Annotated in this window: 15 protein-coding genes; 13 read left to right on the forward strand and 2 right to left on the reverse strand. The window is 60.3% G+C overall.

Annotated elements, in window-relative coordinates; genetic code table 11:
- Nucleotides 1–131: 131 nt before the first annotated feature.
- On the reverse strand, nucleotides 132–767 hold the full coding sequence (locus tag ACFC20_RS10525) for a hypothetical protein (RefSeq protein WP_091985557.1): 636 nt from the start codon (nucleotides 765–767) through the stop codon (nucleotides 132–134).
- Nucleotides 768–934: 167 nt separating this feature from the next.
- On the opposite strand from ACFC20_RS10525, the gene ACFC20_RS10530 reads away from it, so the two are divergent.
- From ACFC20_RS10530 to ACFC20_RS10575, 10 genes are all read left to right on the forward strand, one after another.
- On the forward strand, nucleotides 935–1969 hold the full coding sequence (locus ACFC20_RS10530) for a DUF58 domain-containing protein (RefSeq protein ID WP_375192977.1): 1035 nt from the start codon (nucleotides 935–937) through the stop codon (nucleotides 1967–1969).
- Nucleotides 1966–4089 (forward strand): DUF3488 and DUF4129 domain-containing transglutaminase family protein, encoded by a 2124-nt coding sequence (locus ACFC20_RS10535; protein ID WP_375192978.1) that lies wholly within the window; start codon nucleotides 1966–1968, stop codon nucleotides 4087–4089. The genes ACFC20_RS10530 and ACFC20_RS10535 overlap by 4 nt, the downstream gene beginning before the upstream one ends.
- A complete protein-coding gene (locus ACFC20_RS10540; protein ID WP_375192979.1) occupies nucleotides 4086–5114 on the forward strand; it encodes a DNA polymerase III subunit delta' in 1029 nt (342 codons plus the stop codon). Before ACFC20_RS10535 ends, ACFC20_RS10540 begins: the two co-directional genes overlap by 4 nt.
- 121 nt (nucleotides 5115–5235) lie before the next feature.
- Nucleotides 5236–5586, forward strand: a complete 351-nt coding sequence (locus ACFC20_RS10545; protein ID WP_008171779.1) for a PilZ domain-containing protein — start codon at nucleotides 5236–5238, stop codon at nucleotides 5584–5586.
- An 11-nt stretch (nucleotides 5587–5597) separates the two neighbouring features.
- Nucleotides 5598–6560, forward strand: coding sequence for an alpha/beta fold hydrolase (locus ACFC20_RS10550; RefSeq protein ID WP_375192980.1), 963 nt, complete (start codon nucleotides 5598–5600; stop codon nucleotides 6558–6560).
- Nucleotides 6561–6603: 43 nt separating this feature from the next.
- Nucleotides 6604–7452 carry a DUF4892 domain-containing protein gene (locus ACFC20_RS10555; RefSeq protein WP_375193029.1) on the forward strand — a complete coding sequence of 283 codons (849 nt, stop codon included), beginning with the start codon at nucleotides 6604–6606 and terminating at the stop codon, nucleotides 7450–7452.
- 5 nt (nucleotides 7453–7457) lie between these two features.
- Nucleotides 7458–8672, forward strand: coding sequence for a patatin-like phospholipase family protein (locus ACFC20_RS10560; RefSeq protein WP_375183132.1), 1215 nt, complete (start codon nucleotides 7458–7460; stop codon nucleotides 8670–8672).
- 94 nt (nucleotides 8673–8766) lie between these two features.
- On the forward strand, nucleotides 8767–9669 hold the full coding sequence (gene prmB / locus ACFC20_RS10565; RefSeq protein WP_375183131.1) for a 50S ribosomal protein L3 N(5)-glutamine methyltransferase: 903 nt from the start codon (nucleotides 8767–8769) through the stop codon (nucleotides 9667–9669).
- Between the two features lie 37 nt (nucleotides 9670–9706).
- Nucleotides 9707–10801, forward strand: coding sequence for a chorismate synthase (aroC, locus tag ACFC20_RS10570; RefSeq protein ID WP_375192981.1), 1095 nt, complete (start codon nucleotides 9707–9709; stop codon nucleotides 10799–10801).
- A gap of 166 nt (nucleotides 10802–10967) precedes the next feature.
- A complete protein-coding gene (locus tag ACFC20_RS10575; protein ID WP_375183134.1) occupies nucleotides 10968–12116 on the forward strand; it encodes an MFS transporter in 1149 nt (382 codons plus the stop codon).
- A gap of 3 nt (nucleotides 12117–12119) precedes the next feature.
- Here ACFC20_RS10575 and ACFC20_RS10580 read toward each other — a convergent pair whose 3' ends face one another.
- On the reverse strand, nucleotides 12120–12992 hold the full coding sequence (locus tag ACFC20_RS10580) for a LysR family transcriptional regulator (RefSeq protein WP_375183130.1): 873 nt from the start codon (nucleotides 12990–12992) through the stop codon (nucleotides 12120–12122).
- Between the two features lie 425 nt (nucleotides 12993–13417).
- Here ACFC20_RS10580 and leuC point away from each other — a divergent pair, with 425 nt between their 5' ends.
- From leuC to leuB, 3 genes are all read left to right on the forward strand, one after another.
- Nucleotides 13418–14836 carry a 3-isopropylmalate dehydratase large subunit gene (gene leuC, locus ACFC20_RS10585; RefSeq protein ID WP_375192982.1) on the forward strand — a complete coding sequence of 473 codons (1419 nt, stop codon included), beginning with the start codon at nucleotides 13418–13420 and terminating at the stop codon, nucleotides 14834–14836.
- 16 nt (nucleotides 14837–14852) lie between these two features.
- Nucleotides 14853–15500, forward strand: coding sequence for a 3-isopropylmalate dehydratase small subunit (gene leuD, locus ACFC20_RS10590; protein WP_375192983.1), 648 nt, complete (start codon nucleotides 14853–14855; stop codon nucleotides 15498–15500).
- Between the two features lie 120 nt (nucleotides 15501–15620).
- Nucleotides 15621–16694: a 3-isopropylmalate dehydrogenase gene (leuB, locus tag ACFC20_RS10595; RefSeq protein ID WP_375192984.1), complete on the forward strand. Its 1074-nt coding sequence runs from the start codon at nucleotides 15621–15623 to the stop codon at nucleotides 16692–16694.
- Nucleotides 16695–16782 lie beyond the last annotated feature (88 nt).

Raw genomic sequence — 16782 nt, forward strand, 5'->3', positions numbered from 1 at the left:
CGTATGCCCGGTGGTGTGAGAGGACGGGGGAGGTAACTCCCCCTCCTACTCGATGTCTGATAAAAAATCAGCCAACAAAAAAGGGGCGACCACTCGGCGACCGCCCCTTCCTGACGCCTTAGAATCGCTACTTACTGATCCGGCACTGCAATCGAGAGATCAAACCCGCCACCTGGCCGCGGGGTAAGTGTAATCGGCCCCTCGTTGATCGCCTCGGGAATCTGAATCTGATCGATGCCCGGCGGGTTGCCGATGCTGAAATTCAGGTTCTGCCCGTCAAAGCCAATGCCCAGCTGGTCATTCAGGAAGGTCTGGGTGAACGGCTCCTCCGGAATCTGGGCCTGCTGGCCAAAAATCAGAGGCGGAATGGTCGGCGTAAATTCTGCCGGAGGCTGGGCTCGGGCCAGCTCTTCCTGGGGAAGCAGCAGGGCGCGGCGAAGGAATTCGTCTTCGGCGTTTTCCAGGGCGTCGGATTTACCTTCTTCTATGTAACGCTGGAGCGCTTCGCGGTAGGCTTCCTCTTCGGCTTCGGTAAGCACGGGCTCGCCCGGGGATATGGTCAGGGCGCGGATGATGCGCTGGCGGTCGGCCTCGGGTTTCCGTTTTTCTTTAGGCACCACGATAACCGCAGAGTCCTTGACGTAAGTCTCCACCATTTCGTCCGACGTGAGCGCCTGAACGCCGCCCACGGCTGGCAGAGACAAGGTCATGCCGCTGATGGCTGTTATGCTACCCACGGCCGTGGCAAGCAGATTGTGGCGTTTCATGGTTTGGCCCTCGTGGTTGGACTATCGCCCTCTATAATCGAGTATTCGGTTTGTAGGACAGGAATTCAAGCTGGAAACCCCGTTTGTGTGATCAGAATCTTTGATTCAGGGGTATCTTTTAAGGGATGCCGGAAACTTTTCCCGGCAGTGGCGGCCTCAGGGACACTATGAACAACCTTTTCAGACAACGTTGGCAACGCTGGATAAACCGTCGCATTCCACGCTCGGATCTGCAGACGTTCAGTCAAAAGACCATTTTTATCCTGCCCACGGGCGCTGGGGTGGTGTTCGGTCTGTTACTGGTGATCATGCTGCTCACGGGCATCAATTACCAGAACAGTCTCATTTATCTCACCACGTTCCTGCTGGGCGCTGTTTTCGTGGGTGCGATGCATCAGACCCACCGAAATCTCTCTGGCCTGGAACTGAGCTTGATTCAGCCTGGAGAAGGGTTTGCAGGCGATGACATCCCTTTTCGTCTCAGGCTCAAGGCGGGCCGTGACGATGCGGTCGCTGTGGTTATCTCCTGCGACGACTCCCGGCACACGCCGATCCACGTGCGCTCCGGCCAGGCTGAAGATCTGGTCTTGCCGGTGCACTCGGCGCATCGGGGTTACTTGCGTCCCGACCGCATTCGGGTAGAAACCCGATTTCCCTTTGGCCTGTTAAAAGCCTGGTCCTGGCTTCGGCCGGTCTCCGCGGGTGTTGTGTTTCCGAGGCCCATTGCCGCGCCGGACAGCCTGAGCCTGGTGGATGACGGCGAGGAGTCTGAACAGGCCCGGTCTGTCGAGGGCAATGATCACGCCGATATCCGGCCCTGGCGGGAGGGCGACCTGAGCCAGCGGGTGCAGTGGAAGCGGTTCGCCCGGACCGGTCAGATGGTGGTAGCGGACTGGGAGGGCGAGCAGGGCAGTCCGCACTGGCTGGATTTCAATGCTTACCCGGGGGTCGATCATGAGTTGCGCTTGAGTTACCTCGCCTTTCTGGCCACGGAACGTGGTAAAAGCGGGGCCCGATTCGGGCTCAGCCTGCCCGGGCAGATGATCGAGCCGGACTCGGGCTCAGCCCACGTAGCCCGATGCCTCCGGGTGTTGGCCACCTGGGGGGAGGAGCGTCCCCGCGATGCCACGGTGGAAGCCCATGGCACCCGCCGGAAACGATCCCTTGGATCATCGGCATCCATGACGGAGGGGCAGGTTTGAGACTGTTGTCAGGGTTACGATCGGCTCCCGAGCCGGAGGATTCCAGGGTGCTGCCGTCCCGGGCATTGCTCTGGTTGATTGGAAGTTTTGTGCTTCTGTTATTGCCACAGTGGGACCGGTTGCCCCTCTGGCTGATGGCGGCCTGCGCGGTATTGGCGGCCTGGCGCTGGCTGGCGCAGACCGGACGGGTGAGGTTGCCGGGGCGATGGCTGCGCACGGCCATCATGCTGGTGCTGGTGGGTGTCTACCTCGCCACGGTCCAGGGCCGATTTACCGTGGACACAGCGGCTTCGTTTTTTGTGCTGGCGGTGGGCCTGAAGTGGCTCGAAACCCGCTCCCTGCGGGATTTCTATGTGCTTTTCTTCATCCTGGTCTACCTGGCCACAGTGAATTTTCTGTTCCACCAGGAAATTCTCTGGGCGCTACTGAATTTCACCGGTATTGCCTTTCTGCTGGTGGGTCTGCAGGTACTCAATGCCCCGGATCTGCCCGCCGGTATGACCTCGGGCTGGCGCCGGCTCGGCATGCTGTTCCTGAAGACGCTCCCGGTTGTTGTGCTGTTGTTCGTGTTCTTCCCCAGGATGGCTCCGCTGTGGAGTGTGCCACTGGTATCCGGCGAGGCGCGCACCGGTATCAGCGATTCCATGCGGCCCGGGGACATATCCAATCTGGCCCAGAGCAGCGAGCGTGCCTTCCGTGTGACCTTCGGCGGTGAGATTCCGCCACACCGTGACCGCTACTGGCGGGGGCTTATTCTCGACTACCTCGATGGAGAAACCTGGCGGCAAGGCCAGAGAGAACCTTTCCGGCCTCTTGGTCGGGTTGCGGTGGACGGTGGCGTCGGAGAACTCAAGGCTAGCGAATACGATGTGCTGCTGGAGCCAACGGACCAGCGCTGGGCGTTTGCGCTGGAAGGTTCCGAGGCGGTGTCCGACAACGTCTACGAAGCCAGTGCCGATCTGTTTCGCTTCCCCCGGCCTGCAGACAGCCCGGTGCGCTACCGTTTGGCCCTGCAGTCGGAGCCGGACGAAGCCACGGAGCTGGGTGCCACGGAACGCCGGCGCTATCTGCAGCTGCCGCCCGATGGCAATCCCCGGGCCAGGGCGCTGGCAGCAGACCTGCGTCGGGAGATGGCGGACGAAGACATTGTGGTGAATCTGCTGGAGCGGTTCCGACAGCAGCCCTATTTCTACACGTTGCGGCCACCGGCGATGCCGGAAAACGGGATTGATGCGCTCCTGTTTGATGTGAGGCGTGGATTCTGTGCCCACTACGCTGGTGCAACAACCTTCGTGCTTCGGGCCGCCGGCATTCCCGCACGAATCGTGGTTGGCTACCAGGGAGGCGAAGCCGGTGCCGGGGGCGAGTACCTCATTGTTCGCCAATATGATGCCCATGCCTGGGTGGAGGCGTTTATTGCCGGCAGGGGGTGGGTCCGGATCGACCCGACCGCCGCCATTGCACCGAATCGTATCGAATCGGGCCTGCGGGACGCCGTGGCGGAAGAGGGATCCTTCCTGGAGAATAATTGGACCTCGCCCCAGCGTTATGCCGATGTGGCGCTGGTGCAGTGGGCCAGCCTGCAGCTGGACCGCATCAATTATCAGTGGCAGCGCTGGGTCGTGGGCTACCAGGGCCAGAGCCAGATGGATCTGATGTCGCGGCTTCCTGGCGGTTTTGGCATCCGGGAACTCGGGTATCTGACCGCCGGCATCGTGGGCGCGGGGCTGCTGGTGGCCGGGTTGGTCTCCGCGCTGCAGTTGCGTAGGGGCGAGCGCCGTGATGCGTTCCGGAGGATGGTCGACAACTGGCACCAGCTCTGTAAACGCGTTGGCGTTCCGGTCCGGCACGGCGAAACGCCTTCCGGGCTGGCGGCGCGACTGGCGAGGGCCGAGCCGGCTGCGGCCGACTCGGCCAGGCTTTTTGCCCGAATGGTAAACAGCCATTACTATAGCGCGGACAGGGACCTGGCTGACGGCCAGGAGCTGAAGCGCATGCGCCGTTTACTGGCGACCATGAAGCGTCAGTTACGCCGCCGTGGCGCCCGAAAGAAACCGACAGGTCGTGGTCGCGGTTTGTCTTCGACTCACCAGCAACAACTTCGCGGAAATAGTCAGTGACCGACATTGTTCAAGACATGCCCTGGCTGGCCAGAGCCTGGCAAACCGTGCAGAACCGGGTTGCCGAAGACCGGCTGCCCCATGCGCTGATCGTTTCCGGCGAGCGCGGCATCGGCAAGCGGGCCTGGGCTGATGCCGTTGCTGGATTGCTGGTGTGCGAGCGCCCCTCAGGACAGGAAAGCGGGAATCTCGTGGCCTGTGGCCGGTGCAAACAATGTGAGCTGTACGGCGCAGCCAGCCATCCCGACGTACGGGTCTATGGGCCGGAAAAGTCCCGCATGGTCAAAGTGGACCAGGTGAGGGCGTTGTCGGCGTTCGCCGTGGCTTCTCCCCAGGTGGGACACCACAAGGTCGCCATAATCGACCGGGGCGATCAGTTGAACATCAATGCCGCCAACGCCCTGCTCAAGACCCTTGAGGAGCCGCAGCCTGACGTTACCCTGATTCTTCTGCAGGAGAGCGGTCGACCATTGCTGCCGACTATTCGCTCAAGGTGCCAGACACTCACGATACCGGTGCCTGGCAACGCGGAGGCCAACCAGTGGCTGGTCAACCAGGTCGGGCAGATGCCTGAGGGCGAGCGGCCCGCCGCTGACGCCCTTGCCAAGGCGCTGATGCTGGCCGGTAATGCTCCGAGACTGGCCCTCGAGTATGCGACTGGCGATTTTATCGGCCTCAGGGACGAGGCGCTGGAACGCTTCAAGGAATTCATGAAATCCCGCATTCCGCTCGGGGAAGCCGCCCGGGCGTTCAAGGCCATGGGGCTTGAGGATACGCTCTGGTTGTTCGAAACCTGGGCTGCAGACCTTGCCCGCATGATTGCCGGGGGTACTGCGAAGGATACGGATTCCGCTGATATGATTGGTTTTCTGTCCAGGACAACGCCCGCCTGGCGAGCCCACGAGCTGCTGGAGATGGTGCGGGACGCCAGGGCTGCCGGTGTCTACAACGCCAGCCCGGAGCTAGAGGCAAGCCGGCTATTGATGGCCTGGCAGGCCCTGATGCCGGCAAAGCGGTCGGCGTAGACGCTGCCCGGCAACGCACAGGGTTGCGCCTTTGTACGCAACAGCTGCTATGATTGCCTGATGAAAGGGATGTTCAGGATCCCTTCCAACCTAATGATAATTCCGGAGAAAGGTGTCAGATATGGGGCCCGGTTTTGGCGCGCGCAGTGGCATTCTCACCCTGACCATCAAGGATAAGGCGGTACTGTACGCTGCCTATATGCCGTACATCCGTCAGGGCGGCCTGTTTATTCCCACCCAGAAGCAGTATCAGCTGGGCGACGAGGTGTTCCTGTTGCTCAACCTGATGGATGAGCCGGAAAAAATTCCGGTGGCCGGCAAGGTGATCTGGATTACGCCCAAGGGCGCGCAGGGCAATCGTGCGGCTGGCATCGGCGTGCAGTTCAATGGCGACGACGAAACGGCCCGGACCAAAATTGAATCCTACCTGGCAGGCTCGCTGAGCTCTGATCGCCCGACACACACCATGTGAGGGAGCCGCCGATGAGTGACACGGCAACACCGCTTTCTACGGTTGCCAGCGAGGGCGCTTCCGGATTGGCCGATGAGGGGTCGCCAGTTTGCCGTGAGGCTGAGTGGAAACTCAGGTATATCACCCTGGCCGGTCTGAGTTGGCCCTGTGAACCGGGTGTTCACGACAACACACCAACGCTCCTTGTCCATGGCTGGCTCGATAACAGCCTGAGTTTTGCCAGGCTGGCGCCGGACGTGGCGCGAATCGGGCCGGTTCATGCCATCGATCTCGCCGGCCACGGGCACTCCGGCCACCGCCCGGACGGGCAAAGTTATCTGCTGATGGATTATGTCGCCGATCTGGCGGAGCTGGTTGAACGCTATTTCCAGGAAACCGAGGATGGCTGTGTCAACCTTGTGGGCCATTCCCTCGGTGGTATCGTGTGCGCCCTGTACGCGGCCACATTCCCGGAGCGCGCCCGTCGACTGGTGATGATTGACAGCCTCGGCGCCATCAGCCGGCCGGCCTCGGAAACCGTTCCGCAGCTGCGCAAGGCCATCAAGAAGCGCATTTCCGGCTCCGGGCAGCCGCCTGTCTATCCGGATATGGCCGCTGCAGCAAGGGCCCGCGAGGGTGGATTGAGCCCCCTGAGTCCTGAGGCCGCATTGACCCTGAGTCCCCGCAACCTGACATCTGTCGAAGGGGGTTACGTTTGGCGGACCGATCCGCGCCTGCGCCACCCCTCGCCACTGATGATGACCGAGGAGCAGGTGTTGGCCACCCTGGAGGCCATTGAGACACCGACGCTGTTTATCAGGGCCGATGCCGGACTTCTTTCGTACAGAAAAGACCTGGATGCCCGGGCCCATGCGATTGCACGGCTTCAGACCGCTCGGGTACGCGGCGGCCATCACTGTCATCTGGACGGAGACACCGCTCCGGTTGCTGATGCCGTCGTCCATTTTCTTGAAGGTGAGTCATCCTTTGATTAAAACGCTTTACGCCCGCCTCGTTCTCGCTCTTGTCCCATTGGCGATGCCGTCCCTGGTTTCCGCCTCGCTCGCGGATTTTCCAGTCCCGTTCGCCCAATCCACGCTGGAAAACACCGTGGAGATTCAGTCCACCGGGCACCTTGTCCTGTTCAGCCCGGTGAGGGAAGTGAACGATGAGATTCGCTCCGAAAGCCTTGCCCGGTTGCCGGTTGAGGGGGAGGGGCGTCTCTATCAGCTGTCGCGGGACGCCAGCCGGGAAAGCGCACGGGATCACTACCAGCGGGTACTGAACGAGCGCAATGCCCAGGTTCTGTTTGACTGCGCGGGCATCCGCTGTGGTCGCAGCAACGTCTGGGCCAATCAGATTTTTGGCCAGCGCACGCTGCTTGGTCGGGACGATACCCAGGACTATCTGGTAGCCGGTTCTATCGCGGAGGATGGCGCCCGGTGGTTGACCCTGGTGTACACGGTTACCCGCGGCAACCTTCGTGAGTATGTGTGGGTGGAGCACCTTCGGGTCGGAGCGGGTGCGACGATTCCCGGCCTGGGAACGGTGGATGAACGGGTCAAAGGCCCTATCATTGTGCCCTGGCGAGGCGGCGTCACCTACCGTTTTGACTGGCGCGGATCTGATCGGCGCCGGTTGTCGGATCTGGCCTCCCAGGAAGGAGCAGTGGTTGTCCTGGTAGGCTATTCTGAACTTGAAACCGACGAATCCTTTAGCGAAGCGCGGGAGCGCGCCCGAATGGCCGCCGAATCCCTGTCGGAGGTGCTGACCAAGACCGGCGTGCCCCGGAACCAGCAGACCATCATCGTGCCGGGGCCGGCGGGGGTATTCAAGGACCCGGATCGCCAGGGCAACCGGGTGGAATTAATTGTCGTATCGGGGTGAAGGTAATGGGTAGATCACAGGACGACGACCCGCAGAAAAGTGACTTGGCCCAGGACGACGAGCCCAGAGATCACGCGTCGACGGTGCTCAAAAGTTCGGATATCTCTGCGAGTCAGGCGCCGGCGAGTTCCGAACAGGGCGCTGTTTCGGGGAAGCGCCGGAAAACCGTTGCGCTCACCCTTGGTAGTGGCGGGGCCAGGGGCTATGCCCATATCGGCGCCATCGAGATTCTGGTCGAGCGGGGCTACGACATCGTGGCCATTTCCGGGTGCTCCATGGGGGCACTCATCGGCGGAATGTTCGGTGCTGGCAAGATGCAGGACTACAAGGACTGGGTGACCGGGCTGGGCCAGTTCGACGTACTGAAACTCCTCGATGTGACCTTTAATTCGGTGGGCGCCATACGTGGCGAGAAGATTTTCTCCGTGGTGCGCGAAATGCTGGGTGACACCCGCATCGAGAACCTGCCCATCGCCTACACAGCGGTGGCCACCGATCTTCTGGCGCACAAGGAAATCTGGTTTCAGGAGGGGCCGCTGGACCAGGCCATTCGGGCCTCGGTGGCCATACCGAGTGTGGTTACGCCACTGGTTCTCAACGGACGTGTGCTGGTGGATGGCGCCTTGCTCAATCCCTTGCCGATTATTCCGACCATTTCATCGCACGCGGACCTGATTGTTGCCGTCAACCTCAGCGGCGAGGATGACCGCCGCCGTCGAATCCCGGACGCGGCCTTCAGCAGTAACGATGACGAAGGCGGTGATATGGATGAATGGGTGGATGCCATTCGTGAGAAGGCTTCTCGTTGGTTTGACTGGGACACATTGAAATCCCTCGGTGCGCGCAAGGCCGGCAACGATGACAGCCCGGAAGAGAAGCTCAGCCGGGAGGTCAGTAAAAAAGAACAGCAAAAGCACGTTGAGCGAAAGTCGTTGGACCCGAAAACCCAGGAAGAGCACGAGACCATTGACTGGGACAAGCTGGGTATCGGCAAGTTTGACGTCATGAACCTGACCATCGAGACCATGCAAAGCGCGCTGGTTCAGTACAAGATTGCCGGTTATCCGCCGGATCTCCTGGTGAATATTCCCAAGAACGCCTGTCGAAGCTACGACTACCACAAGGCACCGGAGTTGATTCAGCTCGGCCGGGAGCGCATGGCTGTTGCACTGGACCGGTTCGAAGAGAGTCGCAACAGTTCCGGGCCACTGGCGATCTGACAAACTTGCTCATCGGGTGGGTCTCAAGGCTGCAGTGTCGCCCCCAAACAGCGTATAATCCGGCGCTGACACGCTCACGGACAGGACAGACTTTGTGACCAGCCCCATCGACGACCTTCACAGCGTTCGGGATTACCTTCGCTACGCGTCTTCCCGCTTCGCCGCCTCGCCGCTGTTCTTTGGCCACGGCACCGACAACGTCTGGGATGAGGCGGTTCAACTGGTAATGCGCAGCCTGCATCTGCCGCTTGAGAACAATACCGTTTTTCTGGATGCCAGGCTGACCTGCGAAGAGCGGAATACCATCCTTGAGCGCATTGATCGTCGCGTGAATGAACGGGTTCCCCTGGCGTATCTGCTGGGTGAGGCCTGGTTCATGGGCATGCCTTTCCATGTGGACGAACGTGTCCTGGTACCGCGTTCACCCATTGGTGAGCTGATCGAGAATGGGTTCCAGCCCTGGCTGGGTGACCGGCCTGTTGAGCGGATTCTGGATTTGTGTACCGGGAGCGGCTGCATCGGAATCGGGGCGGCGTCGGTGTTTGTTGATGCCGAAGTGGTGCTCTCGGATATTTCAGCGGATGCGCTGGAGGTGGCGGAATCGAATATTGACCTTCACGGTCTGCGTGGCCGGGTGAGTACCGTCCAATCCGACGTGTTCGAGAAGGTTGAGGGACGTTTCGATGTCATCGTCAGTAACCCGCCGTATGTGGATGCTGAAGACCTGGCGGATATGCCTGACGAATACAGGCACGAACCGGAACTGGGCCTCGCAGCCGGGCAGGATGGTCTGGACATTGCGCACCGAATTATTGCCGAAGCGGCTGACCATCTGACCCCTGGCGGTTTGCTGGTAGTGGAGGTCGGCAATAGCTGCGCGGCGCTTGATGACGCCTACCCGGATCTGCCGCTGACCTGGCTGGAGTTCGAGAACGGCGGCGATGGTGTTTTCGTGATTGGCGAAGCCGAGCTGCGGCAGTGGTTGGCTTCACGTTAATCCTGTTTCTTACAATTGTTTAACAAGATACTGAATTATGTCGGGAAATTCCTTCGGAAAACTGTTTACCGTAACCACCTTTGGTGAGAGCCACGGCGCCGCGTTGGGCTGTATCATCGACGGCTGTCCTCCGGGGCTTGAGCTCTCGGAAGCCGACATGCAGCGCGACCTTGATCGCCGAAAGCCCGGTACTTCGCGGCACACAACCCAGCGTCGCGAGGCGGACGAGGTGCGCATTCTCTCCGGGGTATTCGAAGGCAAGACGACCGGGACACCGATTGGTCTGATCATCGAGAATACCGACCAGCGTTCCAAGGACTACTCCAAGATTGCCGAGCAGTTCCGCCCCGCTCACGCCGATTACACCTACATGCACAAGTACGGCGTGCGGGACTACCGTGGCGGTGGCCGTTCGTCTGCGCGCGAAACCGCCATGCGGGTAGCGGCAGGGGCGGTGGCGAGGAAGTTCCTTGAGCAGCGCCTCGGCATCCGCATTCGGGGCTATCTGTCACAATTGGGGCCGATCCGGGCGGAGAAGCTGGACTGGGACCAGGTGCACCAGAACCCGTTCTTCTGCCCGGACGCCGACAAGGTGCCGGAGATGGAAGCCTACATGGATGCCCTCCGAAAGGAAGGCGATTCCATCGGTGCTCGCATCAATGTGGTGGCAGACGGTGTGCCACCGGGGCTTGGCGAGCCGATTTTTGATCGCCTGGATGCGGATCTTGCCCATGCGCTGATGAGCATCAATGCGGTGAAGGGCGTGGAGATTGGCGCCGGGTTTGACTGCGTAGAGCAGAAGGGCACTGAGCACCGTGACGAGATGACGCCGGAGGGCTTTCTGTCCAACAACGCCGGTGGTGTGCTGGGCGGAATTTCCTCGGGGCAGCCGATTGTGGCGAGCATTGCCCTGAAGCCGACTTCCAGCCTGCGGCTTCCCGGGCGCAGCATCGATGTGAACGGCGATCCCTGCGAGGTGATCACGACCGGTCGCCATGACCCGTGCGTTGGGATTCGCGCTACGCCGATCGCCGAGGCCATGATGGCCATCGTGTTGATGGATCATTACCTGCGGCATCGGGGCCAGAATGCGGATGTTTCGGTTTCTACGCCGGTGATTGGGCAGCTTTGACCGCTGGATTTGGAGAAGCGGCTTCGGTGGGATTGATTGCCCAAAAAACGCCCGTGAATACGTCCATGTAGGGCTTGGTCGCGCCATCCTTGGCGCTCCACATTTTTGGGCAATCGATCCCACCAAAGCCACCGGGCATCCGGGGTAGGCTGACAGGGGTTTCGCTATTTACTTTCGACTCTCTAACCTCTATTTCTGGTTCTTCGCTCTACTTGGCGGGCTCCTCCCATATTGGTCTCTCTATCTTGAGGGCCAGGGTTTTTCCTATCTCCAGATCGCCACGCTCATGGCGACCATCCAGCTCACCAAGATCGTTGCGCCCAGTGTCTGGGGTTGGCTCGGGGACAGAACCGGGCAGCGGGTGCGGCTGGTGCGATTTGGCGCCATTACCGGGTCGCTGTTTTTTGCCGGGGTGTTTCTGGAGCCGGGTTTCTACGGTTTGTTGCTGGTTATGCTGGCGTTCACGTTTTTCTGGAACGCCATCCTGCCCCTTTATGAAGTGATTACGCTTCGAACTTTGGGCACCCAGAAAGAGAAGTATGGCCGCGTGCGGCTCTGGGGCTCGGTGGGCTTTATTGGCGCGGTGGCTCTGGTGGGTGGCCTGTTGGAGTTGATGCCTATTCAGTCGCTGCCGTGGTTGCTGCTCCCGGTGTTTGCCGGCATTGCGGTATCGGCGTTTCTGGTTCCTTCGGAGCGGGGAGAGCGCAAGCCGCCCGCGCCGAAAGGCAGCCTGAAAGCCATCGTGACCCACCCGGCGGTGGTGACATTCTTCCTGATGAACTTCCTTCTTCAGGTCTCGCACGGTGCCTACTACACCTTCTTCAGTATCCATCTGGCACAGCACGGCTATGGCAAGTTGTCCATTGGTCTGCTCTGGTCCCTGGGGGTGTTTGCTGAAATTGCATTGTTCCTGGTGATGCACCGACTGACCCGGAACTTTACCGTTCGGCAGATCGCCATCGGGGCGCTGACCCTCACCATGATCCGCTGGATCCTGATCGCCGAGGTTACGGATGTGGTGGTTGTGCTGTTGTTTGCGCAACTGCTCCATGCTGCGTCCTACGGGGCCCTGCACGCGTTGTCCGTTCAGTACATCCAGGGCTTTTTCGGGCAGCATCACCATGGCCAGGGCCAGGCGCTTTACAGCGGGCTGACCTTCGGTGCTGGCGGCGCTATCGGCGCCTGGTTGTCCGGTTTCCTCGTGGATGGGTTTGACACGTCCGCCGCGTTCTGGGGCGGGGCCGCGGCCATGCTGATCGCTATTGTGATTACCTGGCGGGGCCTGCGGCCGCCACCGGTTCCGATCCAGAACTGAACGTCAGGCGCTTTCTTCCTGCTGCACGATCTCAAGCAGGGCTCTCGATGCGTTGCTCAACTGCCTGCCAGCCAGGCCTATGCCTCCCAATACCCGTGATACCGGCGTTCCAATGTCCAGAACCCGCAGACTGGCGTCGAGCATGCGAGTGGGCAGCACACTCCACCCGAGGCCCACGCTGGTCATCATCTTGATGGTTTCGAGGTAGTTCGTGGGCATTTGCGGATTCAGCGGCAGATTGGCCTCAAGGAATAGCCGACTGACGACGCGATAAGTGGCCGTGCTTGTATCTGGGAGCAGCGCCGGATGCCCGGCAAGGTCGGCCAGCGTTGGCTGGGCCAGCTGGGACAGCGGATGCTCCGCGCCGGCCACAAACACCATGTCGTCCGGCCACTGGGCAAAGACCTGAAAGCTCGGCTCCATGCTGTCGCTCAGGGTGACGAAAGCAAGTTCGGCATTGCGTTTGCGCATCTGCTCGTAAGCCGCATCCGACTCCATGAACTGCAGGTTGATCGATACCTGCGGGTATACCCGTTTGAACCGCCGTAACCAGTTGGGCAGGTGGTGCAGGCCGATATGGTGGCTGGCGATGATCTGCAGTTCGCCTTCTACCTCACCGGAGTCCGGGGAGAGGGCGACCCGGGCGTTGTGGATTTCATCCAGTATCTTGCGGGCATGCGGCAGCAGCCGGCTGCCGGCGTCGGTGAGCCGTATCTGGCGGTGGCTGCGGTCGATCAGAGTGGTGCCGAGCTGGTTTTCCAGGGCGGCCAGGCGTTTGGAAATGGCCGGCTGCGTCAGGTGCAGAGTTTCGGCCGCCTCCGAGAAGGAGCCCTGGTCGACGATTGTCAGAAAGGCTTTTAACGCGTTCGAATCCATAACTTGGGTACCGGCATTGAACAATGATGAAGGTCCCGGGATGGGAGAGCGTTTTCAAAACACGCCGACAAGCACGTCCGTGTGGGCTTGAATCGGGCCATCCCTGGCCCTCTACAGTTTTGAAAACGCTCTCCCATCCCGCTCCCCATGGATTGTCGGGTTACCCCCGATCTGGAGGAGCGTGGAGGGATCAACCGCCCAAAACCGTGGAGCGCCAGGGATGGCGCGACCGAGCCCTACAGGGATGTATTTACGGGCGTGTTTTGGGCGGTTGATCCCTCCATGCGACCTGCTCCCAAGGATATGTAATAACCGGATGGAATGCGATGAATAAAAAACATGAATTGCGGTTATTCGTGGCCCGGCGTTAATATTAGACTAACGTAACGCACGAACCAGAAACCCCCAGAGAGTGAGAGAGAACCATGGCGGGCAAAACCTTATACGACAAATTGTGGGACGACCATCTGGTCAAACAGCGGGACGATGGCTCCGCGCTGATCTACATCGACCGTCACCTGCTGCACGAAGTGACCTCGCCTCAGGCGTTTGAGGGCCTGCGTCTTGCCGGCCGGAAGCCGTGGCGTATTGATGCCAACATTGCCACGCCAGACCATAACGTGCCGACCACCGATCGCGAACGTGGCGTGGAAGGCATTGTTGATCCGGTGTCCCGGATCCAGGTGGAAACCCTGGACAAGAACTGCGACGAGTTCGGGATTCTGGAGTTCAAGATCAAGGACCAGCGCCAGGGCATTGTGCATGTGATTGGGCCAGAGCAGGGTGCCACCTTGCCGGGTATGAGCATCGTCTGTGGTGACTCCCATACCTCCACCCACGGCGCTTTCGGCTGTCTGGCTCATGGTATTGGCACCAGCGAGGTGGAGCACGTGCTCGCCACCCAGTGCCTGGTGCAGAAGAAAATGAAGAACATGCTGGTGAAGGTGAACGGCAAGCTCGGGCCGGGTGTCACTGGCAAGGATGTGGTGCTGGCCATCATCGGCAAGATCGGCACCGCCGGTGGTACCGGTTACGCCATTGAGTTTGGTGGCGAGGCCATTCAGGGCCTGAGCATGGAAGGGCGGATGACCATCTGCAATATGTCCATCGAGGCCGGCGCCCGGGTAGGTATGGTGGCGGTGGACGACACCACCATCGAGTACGTCCGTAACCGCCCGTTCGGCCCCAAGGGTGAGCAGTGGGATGCGGCGGTTGAGTACTGGCGCACGCTGCGCAGTGATGATGACGCCGAGTTTGACAAAGTGGTGGAGCTGGAAGGCTCCGAGATCAAACCGCAGGTCAGCTGGGGCACCTCGCCCGAGATGGTCGCCGGTGTTGATGGCAATGTGCCGGACCCGGAGCAGGAAGCCGACCCGATCAAGCGTGAAGGCATTGTCCGTGCCCTTAAATACATGGGTCTGAAGCCGAATATGCCGATCACTGAGATCAAGCTGGACCGCGTATTCATCGGCTCCTGCACCAACAGCCGGATTGAGGATTTGCGCGAGGCGGCGGCGGTGGTGAAAGGCCGCAAGGTATCACCGAGCCTGAAGCAGGCGATGGTGGTACCGGGTTCGGGTCTGGTGAAGGCCCAGGCCGAGCAGGAAGGGCTGGACAAGATCTTTATCGAGGCCGGTCTTGAGTGGCGCGACCCGGGCTGTTCCATGTGCCTGGCCATGAACGCCGACAAGCTGGGGCAGGGAGAGCATTGTGCCTCCACCTCGAACCGGAACTTTGAGGGCCGTCAGGGCTTTGGCGGGCGGACGCATCTGGTGAGCCCGGCCATGGCCGCTGCGGCCGCGGTTACCGGCCATTTTGTTGATGTTCGTGAGCTGATGCACTGATCCACAGGAGAGAACCATGCGCGCATTTACGCAACACCAGGGTATTGTTGCCCCCATGGACCGTTCCAATGTGGATACGGACATGATCATTCCCAAGCAATTCCTCAAATCCATCAAGCGCACGGGCTTTGGCCCGAACCTGTTTGATGAATTGCGGTACCTCGACGAAGGCAAGCCGGATCAGGATTGTTCCACCCGGCCCCTCAATCCGGATTTCGTGCTCAACCAGGATCGCTACAAGAACGCCAGCGTGCTGCTGGCCCGTCGCAACTTTGGTTGTGGGTCCAGTCGCGAGCACGCGCCCTGGGCGCTTGAAGACTTCGGTTTTCGGGTGATCATTGCCCCGAGCTTTGCCGATATTTTCTACAATAACTGCTTCAAGAACGGTCTGTTACCTATTGTTCTCCCTGAGGAAGTTGTAGATCGTTTGTTCGAGGAAGTAGACCAGAGCGAGGGCTATCAGCTGTCGGTGGATCTGGAGGCCAGGACCGTCACGACCCCCACCGGTGAGACTTTCACGTTCGAAGTGGACGACTTCCGCCGGCATTGTCTGTTGAACGGTCTGGACGATATTGGCGTCACGCTGGAAGACGCGGATGCTATCAGATCTTACGAGGAGAGCCGTCGCAAGACCGCTCCCTGGTTGTTTGGCGCCGGCAGCTGACTTTGGTGTCGGATTACGCTGCGCTAATCCGACCTACGATCCCGAAATGTTCGCAAGCTCCCTAGTAGGTCGGATTAGCGCAGCGTAATCCGACATAAAGGAATTCAACAAGGAAATAACATGTCCAGAACAATCCTCATGCTTCCCGGCGACGGCATCGGTCCGGAAATTGTCGCGGAAGCGGAAAAGGTCCTTCACAAGGTTAACGATCAGTTCAGTCTCGGTCTCACGTTCGAGGCGGGACTGGTGGGTGGCGCCGCCATCGACGCCACCGATACGCCGCTTCCGGACGAAACCCTGGAGAAAGCGAAGGCCGCCGACGCCATTCTGCTTGGTGCGGTCGGTGGACCGAAGTGGGACAGTCTGCCCATGGCCAAGCGGCCGGAGAAGGGGCTGCTGGGCTTGCGCTCCAACCTTGAGCTGTTCGCCAACCTGCGCCCGGCGATCCTGTATCCGCAGCTGGCTTCAGCGTCCTCCCTCAAGCCCGAAGTGGTCTCTGGCCTCGACATCATGATCGTGCGGGAGCTCACTGGCGGTATCTATTTTGGACAGCCACGAGGCGTTCGGGAGCTTGAGAGCGGAGAGCGCCAGGGGTATAACACCTATGCTTACAAGGAATCCGAGATTCGCCGAATCGGTCGCGTTGCCTTTGAAGCGGCCCAACAGCGGGGCAAAAAGCTGTGCTCCGTAGACAAGGCCAATGTGCTGGAAGTCACGGTTCTGTGGCGGGAAATCATGAACGATCTGCGCCGGGAATACCCGGATGTCGAGCTTTCCCACATGTACGTGGACAATGCCGCCATGCAGCTGGTTCGGGCGCCCAAGCAGTTCGACGTGATTGTGACTGGCAACATGTTTGGTGATATTCTTTCGGACGAAGCGGCTATGCTGACGGGTTCTATCGGCATGTTGCCCTCGGCTTCCCTGAATTCCCGGAAGCAGGGTATGTACGAGCCTTGCCATGGTTCGGCACCGGATATTGCCGGCAAAGGCGTCGCAAATCCTCTGGCCACGATTCTCAGTGCCGCCATGATGCTTCGTTACAGTCTGAACGAAGAGAAAGCGGCCGAAGCGATCGAGGCTGCGGTCAGCAAGGTGCTCGATCAGGGGCTGCGAACAGCGGACATCATGTCCGCGGGTGCGAACAAGGTGTCCACCCGGGAAATGGGAGAGGCTGTTCTCGCTGCGTTATAATCAGCCGCTGAACAATCCGAGAATTTGAGACCCGACGGTAACGGGATGCAGTTGCCGCGGGATCATCCACCCTGTCCCTGCCAGCGAT

Origin of the sequence: Marinobacter sp., assembly GCF_041984545.1 — a bacterium.
Classification (GTDB): Bacteria; Pseudomonadota; Gammaproteobacteria; order Pseudomonadales; family Oleiphilaceae; genus Marinobacter.